This is a genomic window from Limosilactobacillus rudii (assembly GCF_014145455.1).
Classification (GTDB): domain Bacteria; phylum Bacillota; class Bacilli; order Lactobacillales; family Lactobacillaceae; genus Limosilactobacillus; species Limosilactobacillus rudii.
Map to the genome: position 1 here is coordinate 107665 of NZ_JACIVB010000049.1, position 23678 is coordinate 131342.

Below are 23678 nucleotides of genomic sequence, written 5' to 3' on the forward strand. Positions count from 1 at the left end.
ACTAATGTAATTAAGATTCTCACTTTAATTATAAATTATTTTATGAAAAGGTACTTAAACTGAAAGAAAACAACTGGTACATACAAAAAATACTTTTTAATAGTTTTATTAGATTTACTAATAGCTGGTATTGAGTCATAGAACATTGGGATAGTCGTCATACACTTGTATAATAGGATTTTTATTATATTAATGATTGACAATTAAAAAAATAATACTTCAATGATGATAAATGTCTAATAATTGGTGCATTTGAGTAGTTTTTGAACTAGAATATAAGTACTAGCTATTCTTGAATCATAGAAAGGTGAAGTTTTAATGGCAGAAAAAACATTTACAACAACCGAACTTGCTAAGTTCGATGGTCGAAATGGACATCCCGCATACGTTGCTGTTAAAGGCATTGTTTACGATGTTTCTAACTTGCCTGTATGGAAGGGTGGCAAACACCATGGAAACCTTGCTGGTCACGACCTGACTTCTGTGATGTCTCGTTCCATCCACATGGAAACGGTTTTAAAAGATATCCCCGTAGTTGGTAAATTAGTTGACTAGAATAACTACAAAAAGCTAGGGTAGGTAGCATGGCTATCTGTCCCTAGCTTTTTAAATTGCAATTTTAAAATAATCACGTAAGTATTTTGCTAAACCATTATGGTCATTGTCAATCGGAGTAACATCATTAGCAATACTTTTAAGTTCTGGAATTGCGTTGTTCATTGCCACCCCACGACCTGCAGCGTCTAGCATTTCAAAATCATTGTGCTCATCACCAAATGCGATAATATTTTGACGATCGATCTGGTATTGTTTAGCAATGTAGAACATTCCTGACTCTTTATGGGTACCACGATGAATTAATTCCAGAATATTATAAGGGCCGCCCCATACTCGCGGTTCAACGAAATCACCATATTTTTCATTAACAGCTTTAATAATATCTGTTTCGTGTTCTGGTTGATATTGGATGGTTAGGGCGATTGGTTTCTCAGTTAAATTATTAGGTGTAAGTAACTGATTTTTGTTTAACTTATTGGGAAGAAATTCTGGTAAATCATTGCTTGCTTGATTTGCCCACACATGATGTTTATTTTCAACGGTAATTGTTTTGATTCCAAGCGCATCATGATTATCAAGAAGATCAAGGGCAAGTTCCCGTGTTAATTCAACTTCATATTCCTTGTCCCAATGCTCATGTGGAATATGAGTAAGCGCACCGTTAAAATTTACCATAGGGGTCTTGATGCCAATTTGATCATAAATATGTTGGGCAATTCGATATGGTCGCCCGGTAATAATACTAACAATGTGTCCCTCACGTGCTAATGCTCGCAGAGTTGCAATTGTCTCATTGGTTAATTTTGATTGATTATTTAATGTTGTGCCATCAAGATCAAGCGCAATTAAGTGTTTGTCCATTACCATATCGCTTCTTTCTATGTTAGTTATAAAATACAATTATACCATTTTAAACAAAAAGTTAAGGCTTTGCCAAGCATTTTGTCTCATAAACTTATAAAATACGTTACAATAAAGACATTACTTTATAGAGGAGCGTAATAACGTGCAATTACCGAATGAATTTGTTACGAAATACAAAAAACTCATGGGAGCAGAAGCAGAGGAGTTCCTATCTGCACTAGCACAGCCGAGTTATAGTGGCTTTCGCGTAAATCCGTTAAAAAATAGTCAACCGGATGCGACAATTGCTGACGCTAAGGGTAAAGTACCATATGTACCAACTGGCTATTACGGTCAAGTAAAGGGTAAAGCGCTTGATCATGTTGCTGGCTGGGTATATAGTCAGGAGCCATCGGCAATGTTTGTTGGGGAGGTCGTTAATCCCCAGGCCGGTGAACGAGTGTTAGACCTTTGCGCTGCTCCTGGCGGTAAGACAACACATTTAGCTGCTAAAATGGCAAATAAAGGACTGCTAGTTGCAAACGAAATTTTTCCTAAGCGTGCTAAAATTCTTGCAGAAAACCTAGAACGATGGGGTGCAAAGAATGCAGTTGTCGTTAGTGAGAGTCCAGCTGATCTTGAAAAGCAATTTACTCACTATTTTGATCGAATATTAGTCGACGCTCCTTGTTCAGGAGAGGGAATGTTTCGAAAAGAACCAGCCGGAATAGAATATTGGTCAACAGATTATCCGCGAGAATGTGCTAATCGTCAGCAAAAGATTCTTGATTCGGCAATGAAAATGTTAAAGCCTGGCGGTACACTAGTGTATTCAACTTGTACCTTTGCTCCTGAAGAAGATGAGCAAAACATATCCTGGCTAATTACGAAATATCCTGCGTTAAAGTTAGTTCCAATTGAAAAGGCACCAGGAATGGATGACGGACGGCCTGAATGGGCTGATGGAAATGAAGAATTGAAGAAAACCGTGCGCTTATTTCCTCATCATATTAAAGGAGAAGGCCACTTTATTGCTAAAGTAGTTGATAGTAGAAAAGCAAATTCAACGATTAAAAAAAGTAAAAAGAAGAGTAAACGTAGAAAATCATCGGTAGTTCGGCCAGATAAGGAGCAGTTAAGATTGTTTGAACAGTTTAGGGAACAAGTTTTTCCTAACTACCAATCACAACAGCTAATTCTATTCGGCGACCAGTTATATGATTTACCAGCACAAATGGATACTGATTATTTAAATGGTTTGAATGCGTTGCGGCCTGGGCTTCATCTGGGAACGTTTAAAAAGAATCGGTTTGAACCTGCATTAGCTTGGGCGCTTGCTAGTTTACCTGCTGAAAGTCAACGAACGCTTGAAATCAGTAGAGATCAATGGCAGCAGTATGTTCATGGGGATGTTATTAAGATTGATAATAACTTACCCAATGGTTGGTATTTATTAGTATGCGACCAACATACTTGCGGATTTGGTAAGTTAGTTGATAAAACGGTGAAAAACTTTTATCCTAAAGGACTTCGGTTTTAAGATAGGAGGAAATATAGATGAAAGAAAAAACAGCGGTTCACGTTAATGGATATCTTGGGTTACTTTGTGCGATTATTGTTGGCTTAGTCAGCTTATGGTTAATTTTTATTGGTGTTAACGGCAAGATGCCTCTCTTCATAACTTTGGGAGTTATTTTGCTAGTAGTGGTGGTGCTATTTAGCACGTCATTAACAATCATTCAGCCTAACGAAGCAAAAGTATTAACGTTTTTTGGTAATTATATTGGGACAATTAGGGATGCCGGCTTGTTTATGACGATTCCATTTACAAATAAAGAGACAGTGTCATTACGGGTTTGTAATTTTAATAGTCAAATTTTGAAAGTCAATGATTCAAAGGGGAATCCTGTTGAAATCGCAGCTGTAATCGTTTATAAGGTTGTTGATACCGCAAAGGCACTTTTTTCGGTGGACGATTATGAACAATTTGTTCAGATCCAAAGTGAATCGGCAGTTCGTCATGTAGCTAGTGAGTATCCTTATGATAGTTTTGAGGATCAAGATGCAATTACTTTACGGGGTAATCCAACTGAAGTTTCAGAACGTTTAACGACAGAATTACAAGAGCGGTTAAATGTAGCGGGGGTTAAGATTATTGAAACAAGACTTACTCATTTAGCCTATGCTACTGAGATTGCTAGTGCGATGCTTCAAAAGCAACAGTCCTCTGCAATCTTGTCAGCTCGTAAGATAATCGTTGAAGGGGCTGTTTCTATTACAGAAGATGCTATTGACCGTTTGAATAAGGAAGCCGGCCTTAATTTAACTGATGCCCAGCGTCTTCAAATAATTAATAACATTATGGTTGCGATTATCAGTGAACGCGGAACCCAACCGGTTATAAATACGGGGACGCAAAATTAAAATGATTTATTTAACGATTTTAATGGCAGAGCGTGTCGGCTTAATTATTATTTTGGCATTTTTACTTGTTAGTGTGCCTTTTTTTCGTCGATTATTATTTAATCATACTATTCATGCAAAAATTCAATTAATCCTTTTATTTTCAGTGTTTGCAATTATGGCTAATATGACGGGAATTGAGATTGATGCTAATAACCAGCTCCATGATAAGATCATTTTAACTGCTATTTCAGCTAATGATTCAATTATTAATGCGCGTATTCTTGTGGTTTCTGTAGCAGGGATTATTGGTGGACCATGGGTTGGTAGCCTGGTTGGAATTGTAACGGGAGTACACCGAATTATTCAGGCAGGGATTGCATTTCAAAGTTGGTTTTATATCCCCAGTTCGGTTTTAATTGGTTTTCTTTCCGGTTTTTTATATCATGATCGAAAAAGTTATTTTAAAGTCATGACTCCATGGCATGGGTTTATTGTTGGCCTATTAATGGAAAGTATTCAAATGGCATTTATCCTCTTCTTTAGTCCAACCGGATGGGCATTAGTACACTATATTGCTCTACCAATGATTTTTGTAAATTCTGTGGGAACTTCAATCTTTTTATCTATAATTTCAATGTACCTTCATCAAGAAGAAGAGTTGCGTGCAATGCAAACCCATTCTGTTTTACAATTAACTAATGAAACTCTACCGTACTTTCGCCAAGGGCTAAGTCGGACATCTGCTCAAAATATTGTAAAAATAATAAAAAAGTATACTAATTTTGATGCAGTAAGTATTACCGATCGGAAACATATTTTGGCTCATATTGGTGCAGGGAGCGATCATCATATCCCAGGTAATTCACTTGAAACAACTTTATCAATGAAAGTAATAAAAACAGGACAAATTGAGGTTGCTGACCATAGTAAATTAATTGGTTGTAAGGAACCAAAATGTCCTCTCGAAGCAGCAATTGTTGCACCATTGCGCATTAATAATACGGTAATTGGTACACTAAAAATGTACTACGTAGATTGTTGGCACTTAACTCCAGTTGAAATTCAACTTGCTACAGGATTATGCGAAATTTTTGCGAATCAGATTGCATTGGGGCAGGCAGAAGTACAAGCACAATTAATTCGTGATGCAGAAATTAAGTCATTACAAGCTCAAGTAAATCCGCATTTCTTTTTTAATGCAATTAACACAATAACAGCGATTTTACGTCATGATCGACAAAAAGCTCGGAAACTACTGCTTCAATTAAGTACTTATTTTCGTGCAAATTTAATTGGTGCACGAGCAACTGAAATTTCGTTACAGCAAGAGTTAAATCAGGTAGATGCTTATCTAGAATTAGAACAAACTAGATTTCCAAATAAATACCAAATAATAATTAAACAAAACGTCAATAGCGATGTTTACCTTCCACCGTTTACTATTCAAGTATTAGTTGAAAACGCAATTAAGCATGCATTTGGTTCACGAAAACAAGATAATACAATAGAAATACTGATAAAAAAAGAAACCGATCGTTTACAAATTCAAGTTACAGATAATGGAACCGGAATAAGTCATAATTTAATAAATAAAATTGGTACTGAACCGGTTGTATCACAAAAAGGAAATGGAAATGCGCTTTACAACTTAAATCAACGATTAATTGGGCTATATGATCAGGAAAGCGCATTACATATTAGTAGTGATAGTGCTGGAACTATTGTTAAAATTTCGTTACCATATCATACTAAGGAGTTCAAGAAAAATGAAAGTTTTGCTTGTAGATGATGAGCCGTTAGCAAGAGAAGAATTACATTACCTAGTACAGGAAAATAATAAAGTAACCAAAATTATTGAAGCTGAAGGAATTAAAGATGCAGAAGAACAAATAAAAAATAATCAGCTGGATATGGTGTTTCTAGATATTCAATTAGCAGATGGTAACGGAATCGCTTTTGCTGAACGGATAAAAAAGGTCACTAATAGTCATCTGCATATTGTTTTTGCTACTGCCTATGATCAATATGCAATTAATGCATTTGAGGCGGATGCGGTTGATTATATCCTTAAGCCATTTCGGGCGGAAAGGATTAACGAAGCGATTGAACGTGTGGCTAAATTGAAACCGCTTAGTAAAACCTCAGCAAATGTAGAACGGTCCTACAGTCCACGCTTATTAATTCCTAATGATGAACGGACAATTGTCCTGCAAAAGAAACGTGTGTTATTTATTCAAGCATCGCAAGGAACGTTGGATATATGGACTATTGACCATCATAAAATTACCAGTAAGCAAACATTAGCTAATGTCTTACAGCAATTGGATCCTCGCCATTTTCTTCAAGTTCATCGTAGCTTTGTCGTAAATTTAGATGTGGTTACTGAGTTGCAACCAAGTTTCAATCATACATATGAACTGACCCTGAGTGAGGGGAGTAAAATTCCTGTTAGTCGGTCTTATGTAGCAACAACAAAAAGAGCTTTAGGGCTTTAATCAATCAAAATCCGTTTAATGAGAGTTCATTAGACGGATTTTTTTATGGGGTGTTTCACGAGAGAACGAGGGCATCTCAGAATGAATTTGGGTTATTTGAACCTGGAAGCGGACACAAAAAGATAAATAGCCACTAAAATATAACTGTAAATGAGGTTAACGTTAATTTCTGAGCAATTTTTGTTTGAGGAGGATTAACTATGGATAACAACAAAAAGAAGAAGGATGCTCCCATTTTAGTTCAGATGGGAATCTTCGCTGCAATTTTATTTGTTTCACAATTAATTTCTAATTTATTTCCGAAAAGTTTTGTTGTACCAACACCATTAATTGGGATGATTTTGCTTTATATTTTATTAGCGTGTCATGTTGTTAAGCTGGAACAAGTTGAGAAATTTGGCGATTTTATGATTGGCTTAATTGCTTTCCTATTTGTTCCATCAGGAATTCAACTTGCCGGAAGCTTAGGTTTAATGAGAAAAGAAGGCTTACAGGATGTTATTGTAATTATTATTTCAACTATTATCTTATTAGCAGTTATTGCTTATGTTGGGGCTTTCTTTATTGGTGTTCATCACAAATTATTTAAGAAGCAGGAGGAGGAGAATTAATCATGGCAAACGTGTTTATTACCAACCTTACGTTACCATTTACTGGAATTTTTATTTCATTACTTGTCTATTTAATTGGAATGTGGCTTTTTAAGATTAGTAATGGTTTCTTCCTTTTTACACCGTTGCTTATTGGAATGGTATTGGGAATTATTATTCTGGCAATTTGGGCTAAGTGTATTGGATCGACTACAGCAGCAGTTTACAAAAAATTTTACCTTCCAGGTGGAAATTTGATTTTTTGGTTCTTAAATCCAGCAACGATGGCATTTGCGATTCCTCTTTATCGGCGAAATGATATTTTTAAGAAATACTGGCTTGATGTGATTTTAACTTTATTTGTGGGGGGCTTTATTTCGCTTTTCTTAATCCAGGGAACTGCTAAGATCTTTGCCCTTTCACGTGTTTCAACGGCTGCCATGTTACCACAAGCTGCTACTACGGCTGTTGCAATGCCAATTGCTAAAGGAATCGGTGGTGATCCAGCCGTAACAGCTATGGCATGTATCCTTAACGCAGTTATTATTTACGCGTTAGCTGAATTCTTGATTAAGGTGTTCCGGTTAAAGAAAATTTCAAAAGTTGGAACGGGTCTTGGCCTCGGATCAGCAGGTCATACCGTGGGGTCAGCAAAGGCTGTTCAACTTGGTTCAATTCAAGGAGCAATGGCGGCCGTGGCGGTTGTAATTGTTTCACTGGCCATGGATGTTTTAGTTCCAATCTATGCACACCTTTTTATGTAGGATAAAATGGGGAGAGTTTGAGAATGATAACAAAGCAAAAACGGAAAATAGTTTTAATTGGCGACGGTTTAGTGGGATCGGCTTATGCTTTTAGTGTGGTTCAGCAAGGATTAGCAAATGAATTAGTGATTATTAATAAAAAGCCCGATCGAAGTATGGGGGATGCGCTTGATTTAGAAGATGCGACACCATTTACCGCCCCAGTGAGTGTAAGTACAGGCAGATACAAGGATTGCCAGGATGCTGATATTGTTGTTATTTGTGCTGGCGCAGCACAAAAGCCTGGTGAAACGCGTCTACAGTTAGTAGAAAAGAACCTTAAAATCATGAAAGAAATTGTTCAAGAAGTTGTAAATACTGGTTTTAAGGGAATCTTCTTAGTTGCGGCTAATCCAGTTGATATCTTAACGTATGCTGTCCAAAAAATTTCTGACTTGCCAGCAAATAAAGTAATCGGATCAGGAACCTCGTTGGACTCGGCACGATTACGAGTAGCTTTAGGCAAAGAGTTTAAGGTTGATCCACGTGATGTTCGCGTTGATATGCTAGCAGAACATGGTGATTCCGAATTTGCAGCTTACTCTTGCGCGACGATTGGCGGAATTCCACTATTGGATTATGCGGCAACAATGGGCATTTCAATCCAACGGTTACAAAAAATTGAAGATCAGATTCGAAATAAGGCTTACGATATTATTAACCGTAAGGGTGCAACCTATTATGGGGTAGCAACATCATTAGCGCGGATAACAAAAGCAATCATGGATGATCAAAATGCTGTTTTACCGGTAAGTGTCTATTTGAATGGCGAATATGGTCAAAAAGATATTTATCTGGGGACACCAGTAGTAATTAATCGACAGGGGATACGTAAGGTAATTGAACTCCCGCTTAACGCTAGGGAACAAGTGTCATTAGCAAATTCGGCAAAGGTTTTGCAAGAAACGACTGCTAATGGCATGGCTAAAGCTGGCCTAGTAAATTATTTATGGAAATAAAAAAATCGCAGGACGCATATTTTATAGGTGCAATGTTGTCCTGCGATTTTTATTAATTATTTGCTTCAAGGAGTTTTTTGGCTAGTGCAAAGTTACCGAGCGTTGCCGATCCATTTCCAGGTACTGAAGGATTAATAATATATTCATCAACTGTACCGATTGGAAGATAATCATTCCACAGCATATTAAACTGCTTCCGAACTCGCTTTAGGAAAGCAGGACGTGAAACGCTTCCGCCAAAGATAATCTTTTGGGGACGCAAAATGGCAGTAACCTGTACAGCAGCTTGAGCTACGTAATATGCTAAAACGTCCCAAACAGGGTGATTATCTGGAACATCTTGTCCGCTTAAGCCTAATCGGGCCTTGAAAGTAGGTCCTGAAACCAGACCTTCTAAACAATCATGATGGTAAGGACATATACCAGTAAAATTCATATCTGCAGGGTGCCGTTGTAAACGAACGTGTCCCATTTCAGGAGTACTGATACCGCCGATAAAGTGACCATTCTGGATTGCTCCGGCACCAACACCAGTACCAATAGTGTAGTAGACAAGAGCTGGATCGTCATACTTATCCTTTAAATTTACATATTCGCCATACACGGATCCATTAACATCGGTGGTCCAATAGATTGGAATATTTAAGGCATCATTCATTATTCCAACAAAATTACAATTCTGCCACTTAACTTTTGGTGTATCTGTAATATAACCATATTTCTCACTAGCAGGATTAGTATCAATCGGCCCAAAACTAGCAATGGAGAGCGCAGCTAATTCTGGATATTGCTTGAAGAAGGCAATACACTCACCAAGAGTTTCATCTGGTGTAGTTGTGGGAATAATTTTTTTATCAATTTCATTAAAATGTTCATCGCCAACAGCACATACAAACTTTGTTCCGCCAGCCTCAATACTTCCTAATAGCATAATTAAAAACCTCATTCACTTAAATTAAACGTTTATCAAGTTGATAACCTTGTTTGAGTATAACCCTTGGAAAACGGTATCACAACCTTAATTTTATTGTTTTTAAATATAAAACGTTTCACTATTTCAAGTTAATTTGTGAGCTTTCTCGCCATGTAATTCCGGCAGGTAAGTTGATATGAACTGGTAGTTCTTTGGGGGATTGTAGACGGTGAATAAGTCGTTGAACAGCGATTTTTCCCATAGTTAAGCTGTGCGGCGTAATTGACGATAGAGAGGGAACTAAATATGCAGCGATACTGGAATCATTGTAGCTTATAATTTGTAAATCTTTAGGGATTGATTTTCCGTATTGGTTGATTGCCCGGTACGCACCAACTGCAAGCTGGTCACTAGCAACAAGAACTACTTGGGGGTTCTGAGGTAATAATGTTTTCATTGCCAGAAAGCCATCTTTAGGAGTCCAGCCGTTAAGGACAAACTGTGGGGCAAGATTATGTTCCTTCATCCACATAATATAAGATCTAGTGCGAATGTCTTGATATGTATCTGTACTTAAGCCTTCTATATTCATGGGGCTGATATTTCCACCAATAAAGCCAATTTTATTAAATCCATTATTTAACATTTTAGTCAATACTACTTGAGTTTCAGCAAAATACGAATTACCGATTATATCATAAGCAGGAAGATAACGATATTCATCAATTAAGACAATATTAGGATTGACATCATGTAAAGCTGCATAAAATTCTTTTACAAATACTCCTGCAATTATTATGCCATCGTATTTTTTGGCATCTGTAAATTGAAATTGCTTATTGGGAAAACGAATAAAATCTTTAATTTGAAGCCCTAATTTTGAAGCCTCTTGAACAATTCCATCGTGGACTTGGGCAAAATAGGGATCATGAGATTCAGCGTCAAGAGAGTGAGTAGTAATTACGAGTAATGAAAACTGTCGTTGTGGATGAGAAATTTGTCTATTTGATTGTGGAATATAGTGGTATTTATCAGCGACTGTCTTAATTCGCTGTTTAGTTTGTTTACTAACAGAAAATGATAAGTCATTATTTAAAACACGGGATACTGTTGCTGGAGATACACCAGCTTCCTTAGCAATTTTTCTGATACCGACCATTTTAGTTGCCTCCTTTTAGGATTATCAATATCATACCATAATTTAGTAAACGTTTAGTAAGGCTTTGCAATAGCAAGATGCTGCAATTACCTATATGTAAGCGCTTGACCTAATGTGGATAAACGTTTATCATGTAATCGACATTATGAAAGGGGTCACTTGCTATGATTACATTCGATGAACAACAACGAGTATTTCACCTAAAAAATAAAAAAATCTCTTACCTTTTTTCAATTGAGGAAGGAGAAATATTAAGCCACTTATACTTTGGCCCAGCAATTAGGAATTATCATGGTGAACGGTGCTACCCACGGGTTGACCGCGGATTTTCTGGGAATCTTCCTGGGTCAATGGATCGGACCTATTCTAAGGACGACTTACTTCAAGAATATTCTGGGAATAATACAGGGGATTATCGGGTACCTGCAATTATTATCCGTGCTGAAAACGGTTCACGTTTGACTGATTTTCGCTACCAATCGTATAAAATTTTTGCAGGAAAACCTAAATTGCCAGGATTACCAGCTTCTTATGTTAAGAGTGATGAAGAAGCGGAAACACTTGAAGTGACTTTAGTGGATAAAACGTTAAATGTCCAATTAGTATTAACATATACGATTTATAATGAACGACCAGTCATTACGCGGAATGCACGCTTAATTAATACGAGCAACCAACAATTACACATTGAAAAAATTGCATCAATGCAGTTAGACCTAACAAAGCATGATTATGACGTGATTTCAGTCCCTGGACAATATGCTTTAGAGCGGCAACCAGAACGCCAAGAATTGCGCCGTGGAATTACTGAATTTTCAAGTCGCCGGAATTCAAGTTCCCACCATATGAATCCGTTTGTAGCTTTAGTAGATAAAGATACTGATGAATTTCAAGGGAATGCGTTAGGAGTATTGTTGGTTTACTCTGGTAATCATCAATTTACGTTAGAAAAGGACCAGATTGATCAAATTCGTTTATTGACGGGGATCAACGATTATAATTTTGACTGGGTACTTAAACCAGGAGAAGATTTCCAAACACCAGAAGCGATTATGGGATTTAGTCAACAAGGATTAAATGGAATGTCACAAGTCTTTCATAGTTTACTTCGTGACCGAGTAGCGCGAGGAAAGTATCAATATGCGGATCGACCGATCGTTATTAATAACTGGGAAGCAACTTTCTTTGATTTTGATGATGATAAGCTGGATCAAATAATCAATGAAGCTAAGCCACTGGGGATTGAGATGTTTGTTCTTGATGACGGTTGGTTTGGTCATCGAAACGACGATAATTCTTCTCTTGGTGACTGGTTTGTTAATAAAAAGAAGCTTACCGGCGGACTTAAACGGGTTGCTGATCGGACCCATGAAAATGGTCTTAAATTCGGGCTATGGTTTGAGCCTGAAATGATTTCTGTTGATTCTGAATTATATCGAGCACATCCGGATTACGCGCTTCATGAACCAAATCGTGGAATGACCTTGTCGCGAAACCAATTAGTCTTAGATTTTAGCCGAAAAGAAGTTGTCGACAATATCTTTAATCAGATGTGCCAAATTCTTGATAAAGTTCCGCTTGATTATATTAAATGGGACTTTAATCGTAATTTAACTGAGGTCTTTTCAAGCACAGCAGACGCAGAACATCAGGGAGAAATTAGTCATCGCTATATTTTAGGTTTATATGACTTAATGGAACGCCTAGTAACACGTTATCCTAATATTCTATTCGAAGGTTGCTCTGGTGGTGGCGGTCGTTTTGATGCCGGAATCCTCTATTATATGCCGCAAAGTTGGCCATCAGATGATACAGATGCCGTTGAACGATTAAAGATTCAATATGGAACATCGCTAGTTTACCCAATTTCATCTATGACGGCTCATGTTTCTGTTTCACCAAACCAGCAGACAGGACGATCAACGAGCTTTAAGATGCGTGGAGATGTCGCAATGAGTGGTGTATTTGGCTATGAGTTAGACTTAGCTGACCTTACTGATGAAGATCGGCAGATGGTTAAGGAACAAATTAATTTTTATAAGGCCCATCGTCATTTAATTCAGTATGGAGACTTTATTCGGCTTGAAAGTCCATTTGATAGTAATACAGTGGCATGGGAATTTGTGAGTCCAGATAAGTCTGAGGCATTGTTATTTATGTTTAAGCAGCTGCATACAAATCGGTTTGAAATTAATAATACCAAGATGGCAGGCCTTGACTCAACAATTGACTACCATGATGACTTAACTGATAAAACTTATGGTGGGGATGAATTGATGAATGTTGGTTTATTCCGAGATCCGACACATACGGGTGACTTCTTGAGTGAAGTTCATTATTTCAAAGGTGAATAATAAAAAAAGAGCTGAAAGTGGTAAAACTCTTTCAACTCTTTTTTATATGTAATTACCCTATTATTTCTTAGCTTTAATTAATGCATCAATCGTCCACATCCAAATAGCGTGACCAAGAAACTCAGAAATATGTTCTTCTATTGGTTGCTTACGGGCTGGTGGGACAGTTCCCATCAATGGCATTAATTTGAGATGGAAAAAGTCCCAAACGGCAATTCCAAATGGAACACCATTATCCTTTTTTATCCATGGTGCTAATTGTCCGCCAATGCTGTAAATGACTCCAAAACTAGCTGAAAAACTAAAGTGTACAAGGTAGCTTACCCATGGCAATTGCTGCCCGGAATAAGTATAAGTAGCATGAGTAATTGATGCTGGTACACCTAATTGTTCTAATAATCTTTGCGGTGGATTTGTCTTATCTCGTTCTGGTGTACGAGGAGGAAGGATATTTTCCCAACCGAGTTTGACTAAGCCTGCTACTAGTCCAGCAGTGATACCAACCTTTATTGACTTACCCCAATTGATCTTATTCACTTTAATCACCATCCAAAATACATTAGTTAAGTTAATTGTATCAATCCTAATAATAAATTCAATTAATTAGGTTAGCGAAGGTGTCGTTGCCGGGCGTAGGATAGTAAGTCAGTACCTAAAACATATTCAACTCGTGATAGTTCAGTAAATGAAACACAGCCGAGAAGGGCAAGTAGTCGTTTAATAATAATCTTCCATTCATTCAGTGTTTGGTCAAGTTGCTCGTAGCCATCTTGCTGTAAGATATTTAAGAAATATCCAGCGACACCAACTGCTCGTGCACCTAAAACACCTGCTTTAATAACATCAAGTGGTGAGATAATTCCGCCTGATGCAATAATTTCCGTTTTTCCTCTTCTAATTGAGTGAGCTTCTAATAAAGATTCAGGGGTGGTTTGTCCCCAGTCAAGAAGGCTTTCAAAATTGAGGTCATGGTTTCGTCGATTTTCAATTGCCGCAAAGTTAGTTCCTCCACGACCACTAACATTAATTAGATGAACATCATGAGTTTGGAGCTTGGCAATAGTTGTTTTGCTCATTCCAAAACCAACTTCTTTAACAATAACTGGGATATTTAGTTCACTGACGAGGTATTGGATGTTATCGAGCCAATTAAAATCACGGTCTCCTTCAGGCATAATCAATTCTTGTGCGGCATTAATATGCAATTCTAGGGCATTGGCGTGTAAGAGCGAAATTGCCTCTTGCGCCTGCTCAAGGGTAGCATTAGCACTTAAATTAGCAAAAATAATTCCATCAGGATTTTCTTCACGAATAACATCGAAAGAGGCGTAGGCTTGCGGATCTTTATTGATGATACTTAAAGATCCCGTGGCCATGGGCAGGTGGTGTTTATGCGCTAATTGTGCAAGTTGACGATTTATTTTTAATGCTTGTGCGCTTCCGCCAGTCATTGCTTCAATGTAAAATGGATTTTCAATTGTGAGATTATCAGCTAATTGAACGTGTAAATCAACATCGTCAGTGGAGAGCTCAGGTAAACTATCATGAATTAAACGAACTTGATCAAAGTAATGGTGATGAACCTGATTATAATATTTAGCTGCTAAAGAAAGATGTTCATTTTTGCGTTGTGCATGACGTGATTCCATCATAGAACCTCCATTGGTCTATTTAAGGTAGGTGAGGTGGCTTTTTACGGACGACTTAATATTTTTAGCGCTATCAATAAAATGAACAGATAATGGAAGTTGTTCAATATGATTTTTTGTCCAGCTTTTAAGAACATTTCCAAAATTAGTATTACTATCAATAGCAACAATTCCACAGTCACCGCCACCAGCGCCGGAAGTTTTTGCTGCCCCTCCAAAAGATTCAGCAATTTGGCAAAGCTTTTGGAGTGCCGCAGTCTCAATATTGACGCCAGAATTGGCTCCTAATTGCTTCAGTAAGTCGCGGTTATAGCGAATTTCATTTTTAATCGTTTCAAGATCTTGACGATGAAAACCATCAACCATCCGTTGAATGCAAGCCTTACTCTTTTCTAAAAAGCAATGATATTCATTTTGTCGCCGCGCTTTAAAAAGGGAAATCTTATCGACTAATTGGGAAGTAGAAGCAGGTTTTCCTGTCCAGCCAATTAATAGTTCAAGATTTTGTGGCGCTTTTAATGATTCAATATTAAGATCTGGCCATGGTAAATCAATAATTGTCTTTAAATCAAGATACTTTCGTTGCTGAGCAAGCCACTGACGGTCAAATGAATGGTAGGAAATCCATCCTCCATATACAGATGCCGCAACATCTCCTAAAGAACCGTTTCCTTGAACCTCAAAATGTGCAATTGCTGCTAATTTAAAAATCTGGTCTTTGTCAACTGGCAGGTTATAGAAACGACATAATGCTTTAACAGTTGCCACAGTAACAGCTGCCGATGAACCCAACCCATATTTTTTGCCATTTGCACTATCTAATTGACTATCGATATGAATATTAAAAATACGTAAATCACGGCTGAATGTTCGTGCGTATTCTTCCGTTACTTTAATTGCAGAAAGAATATAGGAGAAGGGGTTATCGCGTTTATCGACAACCATTTGATCGCCTAATCTTCGCCATGAAAGTTGGTCATTATTGTATTGTCTACTAATAATTTGGCCGACTTCGGCAGTACTTTCTTCAATAGAACAAGTTACAAATTGGTCTAAAGCAACTAAGATAGCAGGATAACCATTCTCAACAACAGCATATTCACCGGCAATATATAATTTGCCAGGAGCTTTTTCAGTAATCAAAATTTAAAGTCCCCTTACTCAATAAATTTTTATTCATTCCAAATCTTAATCCCCGGACCCGGTTGTGAAACCACCAACCGGTCAGAGTCAATAATATCAGTAAGTCTGGTCACTATTTTATCACGATCTTTATGGTCGTAGATAATTTTAACGTTTGGACCGGCATCCATCGTATAATAGCAATTTATTCCGTGGTTGCGCAAGTCTTCTACGGCATTAATAATCATTAATGTTTCACCATTGAAATAAGTGAAAGCTGGATCTGCTGAGAGAGTTAGTGCATGCATTCTTAATGCATTTTCTTCAGCAATATGACCAATTTTGTTGATATCTTTTTCCTTAATTGCTCTTTTAATTGCAACCATATCATGCGCAACCACTTCTTGCCATGCCTTATAATACGGTGAGGTTGAAACACTTAGCTGCATTCCTGAGCGGCTAGAAATTTTTTTCTTCTTTGTATTGATAAGGACAGCAAGCATTTCAATAGGAAAGTCGACATCTTCGTCAATTGGCTTGGCAAATGACGAGGCATCATCAGTTCCCTTTTGCCATTCAACTAGGCCACCATAAATTGACCTAGTAGCTGATCCGGAGCCACGTCGCGCAAGTCGCGATAATTCTCGTCGTGAGAGGTGTAAACCAGCAGCAGTACTGGCAGCACCTGCCAACGCGGCAAATGCTGATGCTGAAGAAGCTAAGCCAGCTGCTGTAGGGACATTATTTATTGAGGTGACTTCCGCAAATGAATTCGTTTTGCTTAGCGAACGTACAATATTTAGTACATGAATAACTTTGGCAGCATCTTCTTTATCAAGAAAACGTTCATCAACTTTAACAATATCATGATTGAGCTGTGAGTTAAATTTAACGGTAGTAGTAGTATAAAATTCATTAAGTGTCAAAGATAAACTATCCGTTTGGGGAATGATTAATTTAGCATCTTTCTTCCCCCAATATTTAACAAGGGCGATATTGGTATATGCTTTTGCAGTTGCCATTAATTATCACCTCGCTTATCTAATGGTTGAAGCCAAATATGCTGTGCCCCATTATCTTTTAAAATACTTGCAAGTCGGCGAGCCCCCATTGCAGTTCTTGTTAGGGCAATCATGCATCCGCCTCGGCCACCGCCAGTTAATTTTGCGCCAAGTGCACCACTATCACGCGCAATATGAATAAGTTTGTCTAGTGACGGATCGGATACATTAAGAGCAACGAGGTCAGTTTGTGAAAAATTAAGAGCATCACCAAGACTTTCAACATTATTATTAGCTAAATAGTCTTTCGTTTGGTTGACTAGCTGACCAAGATGAGTGATATGCTTTTGTGCTTGTTCCTTATTATTTGTCAGTTCAGTCTGAACGGCTGTGATTGCTTCCTTAGTTGCACCCTTAATTCCCGTATCAGCGATGACTAAAGTCGCGTCAAGATTCATTGAAATTGGAACACCAATCCGGCCTTTAACGTAAAAAAGCGGCTTGTCTGAGCTGACAGTAGCAGCATCTAAGCCTGAAGGACTACGGTGAGTAACTTGTTCTTCAATATCTGCAAGTTGGAGTAGGAGGGTTCGATCAAGCGGCTCATCATAATAATCAAAAAAAGCGCGCGTAATTGCAATTGCGCTAGCTGCTGATGAACCCATTCCTCGTTCGGCTGGTAGTTGACTTTGAATTGATAAATCCCATCCATCATCTTGACCATTAAATTTTTTAATTAATTCGTCAATTAATTTCTTAATACCTACCATCGATACAGGCAGGTCAATTAAGCTACCATGATAGTAGCGGCTTTTGATAATTTGTTGGTTATCTTGGCGACCCGTTAATGTGACGTTTAATTGAACGTTTGGTAATGGCAGGGCAATCGCTGGTTGACCGTAGACTACGCTATGTTCCCCCATTAAAATGATTTTTGCATGGCTAGTACCAATCCCTTGTTGTTTCACCACTGTAACCTACTTTCTACTTAAAAATTCAAATTTAATCATAGCATAAAAATGCGTGTCTAGCTAAAAACCATTACGGATGTTACCAAATCTAAATATTTTATGATGAAATCTTAGGATTCGTGTAAAAATAAGAAATTTATAGTAGAATGGTGTATCATTTAATTTAGTATATTTAGTTACTTTATATTATAACTTCGGAGAAATATGGTGATATTGTGGCACAGCGTAGTAGTCAGCGCGTAAAAAAGCGTAATAAAAAAGCGCCAATCTACTCAGTTGTTGATTTGGAAACAACCGGTACAAATGTCAATCATGGCGATCGAATCATTCAAATCGGGTGTGTCCTTATTCAAGATGGTAAGATTATTAATCATTTTGAAACAAAATTAAATCCACGGGAGAGAATTCCCCGGTCGATTGTACAATTAACCGGGATAGCGGATAAAGATGTTCGATCTGCGCCGTTATTTGAGGATGTTGCAGGGACAATTTATAGTTTGCTCGCTAATACGACCTTTGTAGCACATAATGTAAACTTTGATTTTCCTTTTTTAAATGCGGAGTTAGAGCGGGCAGGTTATCCTTCATTAACAATTTCGGCAATTGATACAGTAACCCTTAGTCAGATTCTTTTTCCCACTGCCAAGAGTTTTCGTTTACGCGATTTAACAAGCTCCTTGCATATTGAGCATGATCATCCGCATAGTGCAGTGTCTGATGCTGAGGCAACAGCGGAATTATTAAATGATTTACTAAAACGAATTGAATTATTACCTACGTTAACCCTTGAAAAAATTGTGCAGTTAAAACTTAACTTACCACAACAGACAGCAAGTGTTTTTGATAGTGAGTTGCAGCGGCGACGTAATAATCCACAGCCATTAAGTGAAGAACTATATGTTTCCCATGGAATTGTTCTCCATAAAGCACGACCACTAACTGCAGCTGGTGCACAGGATAAGTATAAATATCCAGCAACAAAAAGGGCTAAGGAGAAGGTATATGGGGATATCTTAAAATTACGACCTGTGCAGACCAAAATGATGAACAGTATCTATAATAATTATACGCACGATGAACCGAAAACAATGATTGTCGAAGCTGGTACAGGCGTAGGTAAAACACTTGGCTATCTTTTCCCTTTAAGTTATGTGGCTTACCCAAATAAGAAGATTGTTGTTAGTACGGCAACTAATGTCCTTCAACAGCAAATTATCGATACAGCAGTTACTAAGTTGAATAAAGTTCTGCCGTTTAGGATGAATAGTGTAATTATTAAGGGAAATCATCATTATTTAGACCTTGCAAAGTTTGTCCATTCGCTTAGCATAATAGAAGATTCAAAACTTGTACAACTCTTAAAAGCAAAAATTCTAGTATGGTTACTTTCAACTCAGAGCGGTGATTTAGATGAACTTAACCTTAATTCACAACAATCTCCTTACTTTACTGAAATTAGACATCAAGGTATTAGAAGTTTAAATCCTTCAAATTCCTACTACCATGATGATTTCTTAATTCGGCGGGAAAAACGTCTTCATCAAGCAGACATTATTATTACTAATCATGCGTATTTAGTTGCTCATGCGCAGGAACTTGGGGACGGAACAAGACGACCATACCTTGTAATTGATGAGGCGCAACATTTGAGCGAGAGTATTCTAAAACGTTCACGCAGAAAGTTTAATTTTCAGCAATTAAGAACTGCTGTTCACATAATGTCTGGCTTGGTTAGTAACGGAAACGAGCGTAATCTGACAGATGTATTTTCTGATCAGGCTCTCGGGAGTTATAATGTTGAATTGCTTAGGGGCGACTTAAGTGCGGTCGAAGAAGCAGTCGACCTTTTTCAACAAGCTTTATATCGTCAATTTATGGCGGCATCTACCGGTAACCCAGATAACGAATTAATCGAACAGCCATTAAAGAATGAACAAGTTGAAAAAATTTTAGATATTAGTGGTCCAATTATGATGAAATTAGAACAAGCATTGAGTAGTGTACAGCTACACTTTTCGGCGTTAAACCACTTGTTTAATAGTCAAGCAGACCGTTGGTTATTAAGTGATCGTTATCTGATGAGTCAGTTTCAAAGTCAATTAGCAAAGTTGACAGAAGCAGATCAAACTTTGAATAAATTTGGTGAAGCACTCCAACACCAAGGAGATGTGGCGGCATTTTGGGTAACAATTCGTCAGTCCGCAGAACAAAGTACTTTACAACTTAGTGGTGGTCTTCTCGAGGCTACTCATTACTTAACAGAGAATGTCTATCCTTACTTTGCCCAACCGTTATTTGTTGGTGCGACGCTTTTTACCTCTGCGCGTTCACAGTACCTATATGATCAGCTAGATTTGGATCGAAAAGATACACTGACAAAACGGTTTGTATCACCATTTGATTACCAGCATAATGCTAAATTATTAATAGCTGAAGATGCGCCTGTTCCTAGTGCCAAAAATAATAGCGAGTATATAAATTATCTTAGTAATACTATTTATCGATTAACGAAAAATGCAGACTATCAGACAATGATCTTATTTAACTCGTTAGTGATGATTGAGCAAGTATACAGTCAACTTCGTGAAACAGACTTATTTGACCAGCGTGATATCCTAGCGCAGGGAATTACTGGTAATCGTGATAAGATTTTAAAACAGTTTAGTAGCGGAACAAATTCAATCTTACTAGGGGCGTCCAGCTTTTGGGAAGGAATCGACCTTCCTAAGTCAGCATTGGAATTATTGATTATTACCAGATTGCCTTTTGATTCACCAGATGAAATTATGAACCGGGCGCATAATCATTTCTTACAGCAGCAAGGTAAAAATCCTTTTTATCATTCAGAGCTTCCTAAAGCAACAATGAGACTGCGGCAAGGAATTGGGCGGTTATTACGAACTGAAGATGATCGCGGAGTAGCAATTGTTCTTGATCCGCGGTTACAGGCTCGACGATACGGTAAAACAATACTTCATAGTTTACCAGCTGATCTACCGGTAAATGTGCTTAAGACGGATGATTTAGTTGCTAAGACTAAAAAGTTTTTGTCAGACAGCACTAAAAGTTAATTAAACTTTATCAGCTTTTTTTAAATATTTCTGGTATAATCATAACAATTGATATTTAAGAAAAGAAAGTGAAGAGAGTAAGAAGGGAAAGTATATGCAAAGTCGTCGTGAGGTTCAACGTGAACAAAGTCGTGGTTCTTCATTACGGACGATTCGTAACATGTTGATTGCGATTTTACTGATTTTGCTAATTGTGTGGAGCGTTTTTGCGGTTAGTAATCAGCCACGAAATGCTGCGCGTAAGCAGACTATTTCACTTGCAGAAAAATATGCACACTTGCATTCTCCTGGGCAGTTTTATATTTATAATCGGGAGAGTACTTATTATGCAATTAGTGGCAAGAATCAGCAAAACCAACCCATTCTTGTTATTGTTCCTCAGCATGGCGGTAAGATTAGAGTTCTTAAACAATCAAGCGGTATTACCGCTGCAAGAGCACGAGCAATGACAAAAGCAAATCGTAATCCACGAGAAATATTAAAAGTTGCTCCAGGGATTTTCAACGATAAAACGGTTTGGGAAGTTACATATCGCAACCAAAAAGGGAATTTATGCTATGATTTAATTAATTTTAAAACTGGCCAATATGTTCAAAATATTAATAACCTCTAATATCAAGTGAATGGTTAGTTTAGACGGGGCTGAGAGTAACTCAGTCTCTTTAGTTTTGCAAAAATACCTTGTGGGAGTGAGAGAGTGAATTACTTTTTCACTCCTGTTTAGTTTTATAGAAAGGAGCAATCGAATGGCAGATGCAGAAATTTTGCAACACTATCTTCAAGCAGGGGAGACAACTATAAGCAACCTCTTGCTCCATCACTATAAAGAATTAGGGATGACAACTTCGCAGTTTGTCCTTTATCTCCAATTTAAGTCATATCATGATCGTGGAATAATGAACCCTGATATTCGGATGATTGCAAAAAATCTGGGTACAAATGAACGGCAAGTTTTTACCCAACTCCATCAAATGATGACCAATCACTTAGTGGAACAAAAGATGCGAAAATTGGATGATGGTAAAGAAGATGCAATTTATGATTTTTCGTTACTGATAAATAAACTCGTACTTTTAAATGAAAATGATAGGGCAACTACTGTAAAAATTGATAGCACTAATGCCCGTGAAGAAACATTTAATCATCTTGAAGCAGAGTTTGGCCGTCCACTTTCATCGATGGAATTGCAGATTGTTAATGATTGGTTAGATAAGGACAATTATTCTGCAATAATGATAAAGCTGGCATTGCGCCAAGCGGTAATGAACAGTGCTTTAAATCTCCAATATATGGATCGTATTCTACAAAGTTGGGATCACAAAGGATTGCGAACAGAAAGAGATATTAATGAACATGAACGGCAATTCGAACAACGTAAAGCTACAAATTCACAGAAACCGAATAGAAAGACATTAACAAAACCGAAAATCCCAATTTATAAACTGGGTGAATAAAAATATAAAGATAAAGGTGATTGACATGGAAAAATCTTCTCATTTAGCGAAGTCTTCTTCTCATATGGTAATGAAAGGAATTATCTGGGCGGCAATTGCATCGGCCATGTGGGGGATTTCTGGAACGGTGCTACAATTGATTTCACAGAATTTAGCAATTCCAGCAACGTGGATGTTATCGATGCGGACTTTTTCAGCTGGAGTTATCCTATTAGTTATTAGCGTGTTCTTATACGGTAAAAAAATATTTGACGTATTCAAAACACGAGCAACTGCTATTTCGGTCATTAGTTATGCTATTTTAGGGTTAATGGCTAATTTGTTAACTTTCTACTATGCAATCCAAACAGGGAATGCATCGGCGGCAACTATTCTTCAATATCTTTCACCATTATTTATTGTATTAGGTGGAATTATTTTTAAACATCGACGACCTTTTCGAAGTGATATTATTGCGTTTGTGATTGCGTTAATTGGGGTTGCGTTGTGTATTACTCGTGGTAATTTTACTCAACTTGCTTTACCATTAGTTTCTTTATTATGGGGGCTTGGTTCTGGTATTACCGCGGCACTCTACGTGGTATTACCACAACGAGCTGCTGATCAAAATCCACCAATCGTTGTTTTAGGATGGGGAACAATGATTGCAGGAGTGCTGTTTAACTTGTATAGGCCGTTTTGGGTTAACCCGCCTCATGTATCAACAACCTTGGTCGCATCGGTAGCTACTGTTGTTTTATTTGGAACAATTTTACCTTTTGGTATCTTACTTCACGCAACGAGATATGCACCATCGGATGTTGTTAGTATTATGGATGCCGTTCAACCGATTACGACATCCATATTAAGTGTGATCTTCTTCAGTCTTGATTTAAACTGGGTTGAGATTATGGGAATTATCCTAGTAATAATTGCTGTCTATATCTTACAAAATGGTCGGCGAAAACATATAATCAATTAAAAAAGATCAAAGCTATTGTTCTAGAGGAGAACAGCTTTGATCTTTTTTATTAGTGCGCCCGGCATGGATATTAGCTAGGCGGTGAGAGTCCGCTATGGGCCATAGTAGTCGGAACCATGAGCCGAGGACAAGGGTGTCCACTGCGAGGTGGAATCTGAAGGAAGTCTAAGGCAAAGTACTGCACCGATGAACAAGAAGTAGCTATAAGGCTGAAAGTAACTGGATAAGGTTGCTAATCAAACTAAAGTCCAATACTACTCGAAGTTACTTTCAGTAAAGCTAACGGTGACATGGTACGAAAGTTAATATTCTTACCCGGGGAGGTCTGGCTTACACGTTTCCGACAAGAGGAATAACTTAATTTCCACA

21 protein-coding genes are annotated in these 23678 nt (G+C 37.6%); 13 read left to right on the forward strand and 8 right to left on the reverse strand.

The features are described 5' to 3' along the window. Positions 1 to 318: 318 nt before the first annotated feature. Entirely contained in the window at positions 319 to 555 is a 237-nt protein-coding gene (locus tag H5S39_RS04690; protein ID WP_182595662.1) for a cytochrome b5 domain-containing protein, read from the forward strand. A 51-nt stretch (positions 556 to 606) separates the two neighbouring features. On the opposite strand, the gene H5S39_RS04695 is transcribed toward H5S39_RS04690, so the two are convergent. Continuing rightward, on the reverse strand, positions 607 to 1419 hold the full coding sequence (locus H5S39_RS04695) for a Cof-type HAD-IIB family hydrolase (RefSeq protein ID WP_182595661.1): 813 nt from the start codon (positions 1417 to 1419) through the stop codon (positions 607 to 609). A 145-nt stretch (positions 1420 to 1564) separates the two neighbouring features. Here H5S39_RS04695 and H5S39_RS04700 point away from each other — a divergent pair, with 145 nt between their 5' ends. The 7 genes from H5S39_RS04700 to H5S39_RS04730 all read left to right on the forward strand — a co-directional run bounded on the left by H5S39_RS04700 (position 1565) and on the right by H5S39_RS04730 (position 8654). Then, the gene (locus H5S39_RS04700; RefSeq protein WP_182595659.1) at positions 1565 to 2941 is read left to right on the forward strand and encodes an RsmB/NOP family class I SAM-dependent RNA methyltransferase; all 1377 of its coding nucleotides are present in this window, start codon (positions 1565 to 1567) and stop codon (positions 2939 to 2941) included. 17 nt (positions 2942 to 2958) lie between these two features. Continuing rightward, complete coding sequence (locus H5S39_RS04705; RefSeq protein ID WP_182595649.1) at positions 2959 to 3825, forward strand: SPFH domain-containing protein; 867 nt, start codon at positions 2959 to 2961, stop codon at positions 3823 to 3825. Position 3826: 1 nt separating this feature from the next. Then, positions 3827 to 5596: a sensor histidine kinase gene (locus H5S39_RS04710; RefSeq protein WP_182595647.1), complete on the forward strand. Its 1770-nt coding sequence runs from the start codon at positions 3827 to 3829 to the stop codon at positions 5594 to 5596. Next, positions 5574 to 6302 carry a LytR/AlgR family response regulator transcription factor gene (locus H5S39_RS04715; RefSeq protein WP_182595646.1) on the forward strand — a complete coding sequence of 243 codons (729 nt, stop codon included), beginning with the start codon at positions 5574 to 5576 and terminating at the stop codon, positions 6300 to 6302. Before H5S39_RS04710 ends, H5S39_RS04715 begins: the two co-directional genes overlap by 23 nt. 200 nt (positions 6303 to 6502) lie before the next feature. Beyond that, complete coding sequence (locus tag H5S39_RS04720) at positions 6503 to 6913, forward strand: CidA/LrgA family protein (RefSeq protein WP_182595644.1); 411 nt, start codon at positions 6503 to 6505, stop codon at positions 6911 to 6913. Positions 6914 to 6915: 2 nt separating this feature from the next. Continuing rightward, positions 6916 to 7656 carry an LrgB family protein gene (locus H5S39_RS04725; RefSeq protein ID WP_182595642.1) on the forward strand — a complete coding sequence of 247 codons (741 nt, stop codon included), beginning with the start codon at positions 6916 to 6918 and terminating at the stop codon, positions 7654 to 7656. A gap of 23 nt (positions 7657 to 7679) precedes the next feature. Continuing rightward, entirely contained in the window at positions 7680 to 8654 is a 975-nt protein-coding gene (locus H5S39_RS04730) for an L-lactate dehydrogenase (protein ID WP_182595641.1), read from the forward strand. 52 nt (positions 8655 to 8706) lie between these two features. Here the strand turns inward: H5S39_RS04730 and scrK are convergent, their stop codons facing one another. Then, positions 8707 to 9585 (reverse strand): fructokinase ScrK, encoded by an 879-nt coding sequence (gene scrK, locus H5S39_RS04735; RefSeq protein WP_182595639.1) that lies wholly within the window; start codon positions 9583 to 9585, stop codon positions 8707 to 8709. A gap of 121 nt (positions 9586 to 9706) precedes the next feature. Beyond that, complete coding sequence (locus H5S39_RS04740; protein ID WP_182595637.1) at positions 9707 to 10726, reverse strand: LacI family DNA-binding transcriptional regulator; 1020 nt, start codon at positions 10724 to 10726, stop codon at positions 9707 to 9709. 164 nt (positions 10727 to 10890) lie between these two features. On the opposite strand from H5S39_RS04740, the gene H5S39_RS04745 reads away from it, so the two are divergent. After that, positions 10891 to 13080: an alpha-galactosidase gene (locus H5S39_RS04745; RefSeq protein ID WP_182595635.1), complete on the forward strand. Its 2190-nt coding sequence runs from the start codon at positions 10891 to 10893 to the stop codon at positions 13078 to 13080. Positions 13081 to 13140: 60 nt separating this feature from the next. Here H5S39_RS04745 and H5S39_RS04750 read toward each other — a convergent pair whose 3' ends face one another. From H5S39_RS04750 to mvk, 5 genes are read right to left on the reverse strand one after another with little or no spacing between them, the layout of a single operon-like run. After that, positions 13141 to 13629, reverse strand: a complete 489-nt coding sequence (locus H5S39_RS04750) for a DUF1440 domain-containing protein (protein WP_182595634.1) — start codon at positions 13627 to 13629, stop codon at positions 13141 to 13143. Between the two features lie 59 nt (positions 13630 to 13688). Then, entirely contained in the window at positions 13689 to 14732 is a 1044-nt protein-coding gene (gene fni, locus H5S39_RS04755) for a type 2 isopentenyl-diphosphate Delta-isomerase (RefSeq protein ID WP_182595632.1), read from the reverse strand. 15 nt (positions 14733 to 14747) lie between these two features. Further along, entirely contained in the window at positions 14748 to 15872 is a 1125-nt protein-coding gene (locus H5S39_RS04760; RefSeq protein WP_182595630.1) for a phosphomevalonate kinase, read from the reverse strand. Positions 15873 to 15901: 29 nt separating this feature from the next. Then, positions 15902 to 16873, reverse strand: coding sequence for a diphosphomevalonate decarboxylase (mvaD, locus tag H5S39_RS04765; protein WP_182595628.1), 972 nt, complete (start codon positions 16871 to 16873; stop codon positions 15902 to 15904). Beyond that, complete coding sequence (gene mvk, locus H5S39_RS04770; RefSeq protein WP_182595626.1) at positions 16873 to 17823, reverse strand: mevalonate kinase; 951 nt, start codon at positions 17821 to 17823, stop codon at positions 16873 to 16875. The genes mvaD and mvk overlap by 1 nt, the downstream gene beginning before the upstream one ends. Before the next feature lie 215 nt (positions 17824 to 18038). Here mvk and dinG point away from each other — a divergent pair, with 215 nt between their 5' ends. From dinG to H5S39_RS04790, 4 genes are all read left to right on the forward strand, one after another. Next, positions 18039 to 20894, forward strand: coding sequence for an ATP-dependent DNA helicase DinG, 3'-5' exoribonuclease type (dinG, locus tag H5S39_RS04775; RefSeq protein WP_182595624.1), 2856 nt, complete (start codon positions 18039 to 18041; stop codon positions 20892 to 20894). A gap of 94 nt (positions 20895 to 20988) precedes the next feature. After that, complete coding sequence (locus H5S39_RS04780) at positions 20989 to 21507, forward strand: cell wall elongation regulator TseB-like domain-containing protein (RefSeq protein ID WP_182595623.1); 519 nt, start codon at positions 20989 to 20991, stop codon at positions 21505 to 21507. 133 nt (positions 21508 to 21640) lie between these two features. Beyond that, entirely contained in the window at positions 21641 to 22348 is a 708-nt protein-coding gene (locus tag H5S39_RS04785; protein WP_182595622.1) for a DnaD domain-containing protein, read from the forward strand. Positions 22349 to 22373: 25 nt separating this feature from the next. Beyond that, on the forward strand, positions 22374 to 23309 hold the full coding sequence (locus tag H5S39_RS04790) for a DMT family transporter (protein ID WP_231832837.1): 936 nt from the start codon (positions 22374 to 22376) through the stop codon (positions 23307 to 23309). The last annotated feature ends 369 nt before the right edge of the window (positions 23310 to 23678 follow it).

What these genes read in the sequence shown, in the direction of transcription:
- fni (WP_182595632.1), bottom strand. Translation starts at nt 14,732, where the DNA reads ATGATGGAATCACGTCATGCACAACGCAAAAATGAACATCTTTCTTTA.
- mvaD (WP_182595628.1), bottom strand. Translation starts at nt 16,873, where the DNA reads ATGGCAACTGCAAAAGCATATACCAATATCGCCCTTGTTAAATATTGG.
- H5S39_RS04730 (WP_182595641.1), top strand. Translation starts at nt 7,680, where the DNA reads ATGATAACAAAGCAAAAACGGAAAATAGTTTTAATTGGCGACGGTTTA.
- H5S39_RS04780 (WP_182595623.1), top strand. Translation starts at nt 20,989, where the DNA reads ATGCAAAGTCGTCGTGAGGTTCAACGTGAACAAAGTCGTGGTTCTTCA.
- H5S39_RS04690 (WP_182595662.1), top strand. Translation starts at nt 319, where the DNA reads ATGGCAGAAAAAACATTTACAACAACCGAACTTGCTAAGTTCGATGGT.
- H5S39_RS04705 (WP_182595649.1), top strand. Translation starts at nt 2,959, where the DNA reads ATGAAAGAAAAAACAGCGGTTCACGTTAATGGATATCTTGGGTTACTT.
- H5S39_RS04740 (WP_182595637.1), bottom strand. Translation starts at nt 10,726, where the DNA reads ATGGTCGGTATCAGAAAAATTGCTAAGGAAGCTGGTGTATCTCCAGCA.
- H5S39_RS04790 (WP_231832837.1), top strand. Translation starts at nt 22,374, where the DNA reads ATGGAAAAATCTTCTCATTTAGCGAAGTCTTCTTCTCATATGGTAATG.
- scrK (WP_182595639.1), bottom strand. Translation starts at nt 9,585, where the DNA reads ATGCTATTAGGAAGTATTGAGGCTGGCGGAACAAAGTTTGTATGTGCT.
- H5S39_RS04750 (WP_182595634.1), bottom strand. Translation starts at nt 13,629, where the DNA reads ATGGTGATTAAAGTGAATAAGATCAATTGGGGTAAGTCAATAAAGGTT.
- H5S39_RS04745 (WP_182595635.1), top strand. Translation starts at nt 10,891, where the DNA reads ATGATTACATTCGATGAACAACAACGAGTATTTCACCTAAAAAATAAA.
- H5S39_RS04715 (WP_182595646.1), top strand. Translation starts at nt 5,574, where the DNA reads ATGAAAGTTTTGCTTGTAGATGATGAGCCGTTAGCAAGAGAAGAATTA.
- H5S39_RS04720 (WP_182595644.1), top strand. Translation starts at nt 6,503, where the DNA reads ATGGATAACAACAAAAAGAAGAAGGATGCTCCCATTTTAGTTCAGATG.
- H5S39_RS04695 (WP_182595661.1), bottom strand. Translation starts at nt 1,419, where the DNA reads ATGGACAAACACTTAATTGCGCTTGATCTTGATGGCACAACATTAAAT.
- H5S39_RS04785 (WP_182595622.1), top strand. Translation starts at nt 21,641, where the DNA reads ATGGCAGATGCAGAAATTTTGCAACACTATCTTCAAGCAGGGGAGACA.
- H5S39_RS04710 (WP_182595647.1), top strand. Translation starts at nt 3,827, where the DNA reads ATGATTTATTTAACGATTTTAATGGCAGAGCGTGTCGGCTTAATTATT.
- H5S39_RS04725 (WP_182595642.1), top strand. Translation starts at nt 6,916, where the DNA reads ATGGCAAACGTGTTTATTACCAACCTTACGTTACCATTTACTGGAATT.